Below are 6,375 nucleotides of genomic sequence, written 5' to 3'. Positions count from 1 at the left end.
CCCCCCCGGTTTTTCCTCCCGGGTGTCCACCGCCGCCGGGTGGGCGCTAGCGACGCGATCCGCGCCCGCGCCGGGCGTCACGCAAAAAACCCGGCCGCCGGGTTGCGGGCGCCGGGGGCCGCCCACCCCGCTCCGGGCACTCGCCGCCCGGCGGCCGCCACTACCGCAGGGCGGTCAACCGCCCTGCTTTGCAGCGTAGTCCTGCGCCTGGCGCATCACCCGCAGCAGGTTGCCGCCCCAGATGCCGGCAATCTGCTTCTCGGTATAGCCCTTGCGCAGCAGCCACGCGGTGATCTTCGGCAGCTGGCTGACATCGGGCAGGTCGCTCAGGCCACCGCCGCCATCCCAGTCCAGGCCGATGCCCACGTGCTCGGGGCCCACCACCTTGAGGATGTGCTCGAAGTGGGCGAAGAAGTCGTCGAGGCTGGCATGGCGCACCGGGTGCTCGTGGTCCAGCGCCTGCTCGGCCTTCAGCAGGGCAACGCCCTGTTCGATGCCCATGCCTTCCCAGCCACCCAGCTGCTTGCTCAGCGCTTCCTCGGCCTGCTTGCGCTCGGGCGTCTTTGCGGTGTCGATCAGGTAGCCACCATAGGCGTTCACCTGGATCACACCGCCGGCCTTGGCCAGCTTGCGCAGGCGCGCGTCATCCAGATTGCGCGGATGGTCGTAGACCGCCTTGGCCGAGCTGTGCGAGAGCACGAACGGCACCGGCATCATCGCCAGCAGGTCGTCGAACACCGCGTCGGACGCATGCGACTGGTCGATCACGATGCCCAGCTTCACTGCCTGCCGCACCAGATCCTTGCCCGCCGGGCTCAGGCCTTTCCACTCCGCACCCTTGGGATCGGTGGCCGAATCGGCGAACTCGTTGTTGGCGAAGTGCACGGTGCTGAGCAGGCGCAGGCCGGCGCGGTGGTAGAACGACAGCAGGCTCGGGTCTTCCACCAGCGGGCTGGCGTTTTCCATGCTGATGTAGACCACGCGCTTGCCGGCGGCCTTGATCCGCGCCGCGTCATCGGCGGTCAATGCCAGCGCGAAGCGCTCGGGGTTGGCCGCCAGCATTTCGCGGATCTCCAGCAGCCGCTGCAGGCCATGGTCACGCTCGGCGAGGTGCGCGGCGGGGCTGCGGTCGCCCTGATCGGTGTAGATCGCCCAGAAACCGCCGTCCAGCGCACCTTCGACCATGCGCGGGTAGTCGACCTGCGAAAGCGCGTTGCGGTCGTGACGCTGCTCGATGTCGAAGCCGGTTCGGCCGAAATTGGCCGGTGTATCCAGGTGGCTGTCGAGGGTGACCAGGCGCTGCTGCAGGGCCTTGGCGCGCGCCAGCTCCTGTGCGCTGAACTCGATGGCATGAGCCGACAGCGGCGCGCACAGCGCCAGGGCAAGCACGACGGACAGGTGGCGCAACGATGGCATGGGCTCTCACCGGCAATGGGAAGAGCCCGACCATAGCGCTGCGGACCGCGGATTTGTAGAGTCGAGCTGCGCCCCCTCATCAATGGGGCGCCACTTTCACGAACGCATCGCAATGCGCGGAAAGTTGACCGCCGGGCAGTGGACATGATTCATGCCCGGCGAACGCAGAAGCCGACCGTCAATCCACCACGCGGCAGAACACGGCCTTCAGGTAACGCGATTCCTGCACGTGGGCCATGAACGGATGATCCGGGCCTGCGCCGGCCACCTTCAGGATCTGGATCGTACGGCCGGAGAAGTAGGCCGCACGACGCAGCATGTCGAGGAACTGGTCCTCGGCCACCAGGCCGGTGCAGGAGAACGTGGCGAACAGGCCACCGGGCTTGACCACGCCCAGTGCCAGCTTGTTCATGTCCAGGTACTTCTTCAGCGCAGTGATCACCTGGTCGCGGTCGCGGGTCATCTTCGCCGGGTCCAGGATCACCACGTCGTACTGCTCACCGCGGTTGGCGGCGTCGCGCAGCCACGGGAAGATGTCGGACTGGACGAACTTCGGGCGCACGTTGTTCAGGCGCGAATTACCCTTGGCGATCTGGATGACGTCTTCATCGATGTCGATGCCGACCACTTCAGTGGCACCACGCGCCGCCGCGTACACGGCGAAACCGCCGGTGTTGCAGCACAGGTCGAGCACGCTCTTGCCTTCCACCTGCTGGCTCAGCCACTCGCGGTTCTCGCGCTGGTCGGCAAAGAAGCCGGTCTTGTGCGCACCGGCCGGGTCAGCGCGGAACTTGATGCCGTACTCGGTGATCACCGCCGCTTCGGTGGTGGTGTTGCCGTGGAAGTCGAAGCTTTCCTGCTTCTGCACGTGCTCGTCGGCGAAGCTGTGGAAGCGGCAGCCCGGGAACTGCTCGCGCAGGGCGTCGTAGATCCACTCGCGGTGGCGGAACATGCCGGCGGCGAAGAATTCGACCACCACCAGATCGCCGTAGCGGTCCACCACCAGGCCGGACAAGCCATCGCCCTCACTGTGCACCACGCGCCAGGCGTCGGACACCGCGTCGAGCTTCAGCACCTCACGGCGCAGCGACACCGCCTGGGCGATCTTGCGCGAGAACCAGCCGGCATCCACCGGCACGTTCTGGTCGGTTTCGAGGATGCGCACGGCAATGCGCGAGTGCCCGTTGTAGAACCCGCGACCAATGAACTCGCCGTCGATGCCGACCACGTCGACGATGGAACCGGGCTTGGGCCGGACGGTCGGCTTCTCGACCAGTTTCTGGAAGATCCACGGGTGGCTGGAACGCCACGCATTCTTGAGGCGGACAATCGGAAGGGGGGTATTCATCCACCTATTGTAGCCGGGGGGCGCTTTCGTAGAGTCGAGCTGGCTCGACGGGCGTTGCTGAACGGCCCGGGCAAGGCGTGCCAACCAAGGTTGGCACCTACCAGGGCGGGCCGGCCGGCGTGCCAACCAAGGTTGGCATCTACCAGGGCGGGGGCCCCGGCCACCCGGCATTTGACGGCAGCCCGGCCAGGCCGCAGAATCTGCGCCAGAAGGGGAGTAGCTCCCAGACGTTGTCGCCGTCATTTCGAGCCCGCAGGCTCCGGTGCAACGGCAGTTCCAGCCGACTGGAACTGCGAGCGAGACCTTCGCCGTACTGGCGAAGCTCTGTCCCTGGATCCCCCTCCCGATCCTCCGTTGCAGATCCTCGCCGTCCGGCCTGGCATTCATCTTTCCAACGGACATTCCCAATGCAGACGATCGGTAACGTGTGGTTGTGGGGCGGCTTCGCAGCGGTGGTGGTCATCGCCCTGCTGGTCGACCTCGTGTTGATGCGCCATGGTGGACCGCACAAGGTCACCTTCAAGGAGGCCCTGTGGTGGTCCATCGGCTGGGTCGCGCTGGCCCTGCTGTTCAATGCCGGCCTCTGGTACTACCTGAATGAGACCGCCGGCCAGGTGGTGGCCAACAAGGTCGGCCTCGAATTCCTGACCGGTTACCTGGTCGAGAAGGCGCTGGCGGTCGACAACATCTTTGTCTTCCTGATGATCATGAGCTACTTCGCGGTGCCGGAGGAGCAGCGCCAGAAGGTGCTGATCATCGGCATCCTGGGCGCGATCGTGCTGCGTACGATCATGATCTTCGCCGGCAGCGTGCTGATCACCCAGTTCCATTGGCTGCTCTACGTGTTCGGCGCCTTCCTGCTGTTCACCGGCTGGAAGATGTGGTTCGCCGCCGGTCAGGAGCCCGATCTGGAAGCCAACCCGGCCCTGCGCTGGATGCGCAAGCACCTGCGCCTGCTGCCGGATTACGCGGGCAATGCGCTGAGCGTGAAGCGCGACGGCGTGCGCTGGTTCACCCCGCTGTTCGCGGTACTGATCCTGATCGCGGTCACCGACGTGATCTTCGCGGTGGACAGCATCCCGGCGATCTTCGCGATCACCACCGACCCGTTCATCGTGCTCACCTCCAACGTGTTCGCAGTGCTGGGCCTGCGTGCGATGTTCTTCCTGCTGGCCGGCATGGCCGACCGCTTCCACCTGCTGCCGTACGGCCTGGCGCTGGTGCTGGGCTTCATCGGCATCAAGATGATGATCATCGACCTGTTCAAGATCCCGACCCCGATCTCGCTGGGCGTGGTGGCGGTGATCATCGCCGCTACCGTGGTGTTGAGCCTGAAGTACCCGCCGAAGGAAGGCGAAGGCCAGGCCTGAGCCTGACCCGCTGGATGGCGCGGCCGGTGGGATTGTCCCGCCGGCCGTTTCCACTCTCCCGCGGCGGTGGCCTTGGTTTCGCACCAACCACCGCCATTGCTGAGGTATGAACAACAACGCGCCCCTGCCCGCTGGCGACGTGCCGGCCCCCCGCAATGACCGCTCGCGCATCCTGCGGGCGTTCAATGTCAGCCTGGCCGCCGTGCTGGTGCTGGTGGCCGTGTTCGCCCTGCAGGGCACGTTCGACTGGCGACCGTGGGCAGTCGCGCCGCTGGAAGCCAAGGGCCTGCTTGGCCTGATCGGCGGCCCGATGCTGCATGCCTCGGTCGAGCACATCGCCGCCAACAGCATCGCGATCCTGATCCTCGGCACGCTGGCCGGCAGCGTCTACCCGAAAGCCACCGTGCGCGCCCTGCCCCTGCTGTGGCTGGGCTCGGGCATCGGTGCGTGGATGCTGGGCAATCCGGGCAGCGTGCACCTGGGCGCCAGCGGCGTGACCCACGGCCTGATGTTCCTGCTGGCCAGCCTGGGCCTGCTGCGCCGCGATCGCGCGGCCATCGCCACCGGCCTGATCGGCATGCTGTTCTACGGCGGCATGCTGATGACCATCCTGCCGCACGCCGATGGTGTGTCCTGGCAGTCGCACATGGGCGGCGCCTTCGCCGGCATCATTGCTGCGCTGCTGTTCCGCAACGCCGACCCGCTGCCGCCGCGCCCGCGCTACAGCTGGGAAGACGAAGAAGAAGACGTCGAACCGCTGGCCGACGACGAGCTGGAGCCGCCGTCACCGCAGCGCGTGCCGGTGCTGTGGCAGCCGCGCGAGGGCCAGGACTACGTGGTGATCCCGTTCCGCCGGCCGGACGAGCCGCGCGGTTGATCGGGTGACGGGGTCCGGCATCTTCATGACCCGGTAGTGGCCGACCTTGGTCGGCGCTCCTGCTGCATGCCAACCAAGGTTGGCAACTACCAGAGCATTCCGTCACATCCGGTAGCGCCGGGCCATGCCCGGCGGCATTGGCCGGTCAGTTCGCCGTATTCCCCGCCGCGCCCATCCCATCCACCGCCTGCCGGCCCAGCGCCGGGTCATCGGTGAAGAACGCATCGATGCCGGTGGCCAGATAGGCGCGCATCTCGGCAATTGACCCCTCGGCATTGCGCGCGTTGTCGGCGCCCTTGCGCAGGTTGCTGGCCTGGAAATGGTTCTCCGGGCGGAAGGTATACGGAATCACCATCAGGCCCACTGCATGTGCGTCCTGTACCAGCGTGGTCGGTGTCCCCAGTGCACCCTTGGCGTCCAGCGGAATGATCGAGCGCAGCTCCGGGCCGATGCTGTCGGCGTAGCTGGCAATGTCCTTCAGTCCGGCCGGCGTCATCATCTGCGCGTAGGTCAGCTTGCCACCGGCCTTGGCGATGTCGGCCGGCTGGGTATCGCCTTTCCAAAGCAGCTGCAGCAGGCGGATGTTGCTGCCCCGCCCGATCTTGCCGCGCAGGTAGCGCAGGTTGGCGGTCTCGAACGACTGGATGGTGACCGGGCCCACGTTGGTATAGGCGTTGCCGCGCAGCGCGGTCAGGAGCTTGTCTTCCATCGGCAGGCCGATCGACTGGAAGTAGGTCGGGTGCTTGATCTCCGGCACCAGGCCGATGCCGCGGTTGGCGCGGCCAGCCTGCTGCACCAGGAACGCAAGGATCTCGTCGAGGCTGGCGATGCGGAACTGGCCATCGTAGGCGGTGCTGCGCAGTTCTGGCAGGCGCTCACGTGCGTACAGCGTCTTCAGCTCGGCCAGGGTGAAGTCTTCGGTGAACCAGCCATCGACCTTCTGCCCGTCGATGACCTTGCTGGTGCGGCGGCTGGCGAATTCCGGATGCGAGGCGACATCGGTGGTGCCACTGATCTCGTTCTCGTGGCGGGCCACCATCACCCCGTCCTTGGTCATCACCAGGTCCGGTTCGATGTAGTCGGCGCCATCGGCGATGGCCTGCGCATAGGCCGCCAGGGTGTGCTCGGGCAGCAGTGCGCTTGCCCCGCGGTGGCCATAGACCGACACCTTGTGCGCGGCCGGGGTGGAGGATTCAGCACTCATGGCCACCGATGGTGCCACGGCCAGCGACAACAGCAACGCACAACCCCACGACTTCACTGCGACTTCCCCAAGCGGTATGTGATGGGCGTCAGTATGCGGCGGCAATGTGACAGGCGGGGGACCCCATGGATCCGGTAGTCGCCGACCTTGGTCGGCGCTC

Annotated in this window: 5 protein-coding genes; 2 read left to right on the top strand and 3 right to left on the bottom strand. The window is 66.5% G+C overall.

All coding sequences use genetic code 11. The features are described from left to right. Positions 1–174 precede the first annotated feature (174 nt). Both AC5O77_RS05950 and AC5O77_RS05945 read right to left on the bottom strand, forming a co-directional pair. Entirely contained in the window at positions 175–1,416 is a 1,242-nt protein-coding gene (locus AC5O77_RS05950) for a dipeptidase (protein ID WP_182266965.1), read from the bottom strand. 178 nt (positions 1,417–1,594) lie between these two features. Beyond that, positions 1,595–2,764: a class I SAM-dependent rRNA methyltransferase gene (locus AC5O77_RS05945; RefSeq protein WP_032128500.1), complete on the bottom strand. Its 1,170-nt coding sequence runs from the start codon at positions 2,762–2,764 to the stop codon at positions 1,595–1,597. 407 nt (positions 2,765–3,171) lie between these two features. Here AC5O77_RS05945 and AC5O77_RS05940 point away from each other — a divergent pair, with 407 nt between their 5' ends. Both AC5O77_RS05940 and AC5O77_RS05935 read left to right on the top strand, forming a co-directional pair. Further along, positions 3,172–4,134, top strand: coding sequence for a TerC family protein (locus AC5O77_RS05940; RefSeq protein ID WP_049400341.1), 963 nt, complete (start codon positions 3,172–3,174; stop codon positions 4,132–4,134). Between the two features lie 106 nt (positions 4,135–4,240). Then, positions 4,241–5,011, top strand: coding sequence for a rhomboid family intramembrane serine protease (locus AC5O77_RS05935; RefSeq protein WP_049400340.1), 771 nt, complete (start codon positions 4,241–4,243; stop codon positions 5,009–5,011). A 145-nt stretch (positions 5,012–5,156) separates the two neighbouring features. Here AC5O77_RS05935 and AC5O77_RS05930 read toward each other — a convergent pair whose 3' ends face one another. Further along, positions 5,157–6,272 carry a glycerophosphodiester phosphodiesterase gene (locus AC5O77_RS05930; RefSeq protein ID WP_478057854.1) on the bottom strand — a complete coding sequence of 372 codons (1,116 nt, stop codon included), beginning with the start codon at positions 6,270–6,272 and terminating at the stop codon, positions 5,157–5,159. Between the last annotated feature and the right edge of the window lie 103 nt (positions 6,273–6,375).

The organism is Stenotrophomonas sp. INTA L402-1 (assembly GCF_059295135.1).
The sequence above is the reverse complement of the archived record's forward strand: the minus strand, read 5'-3'. Positions and strand labels throughout refer to the sequence as shown.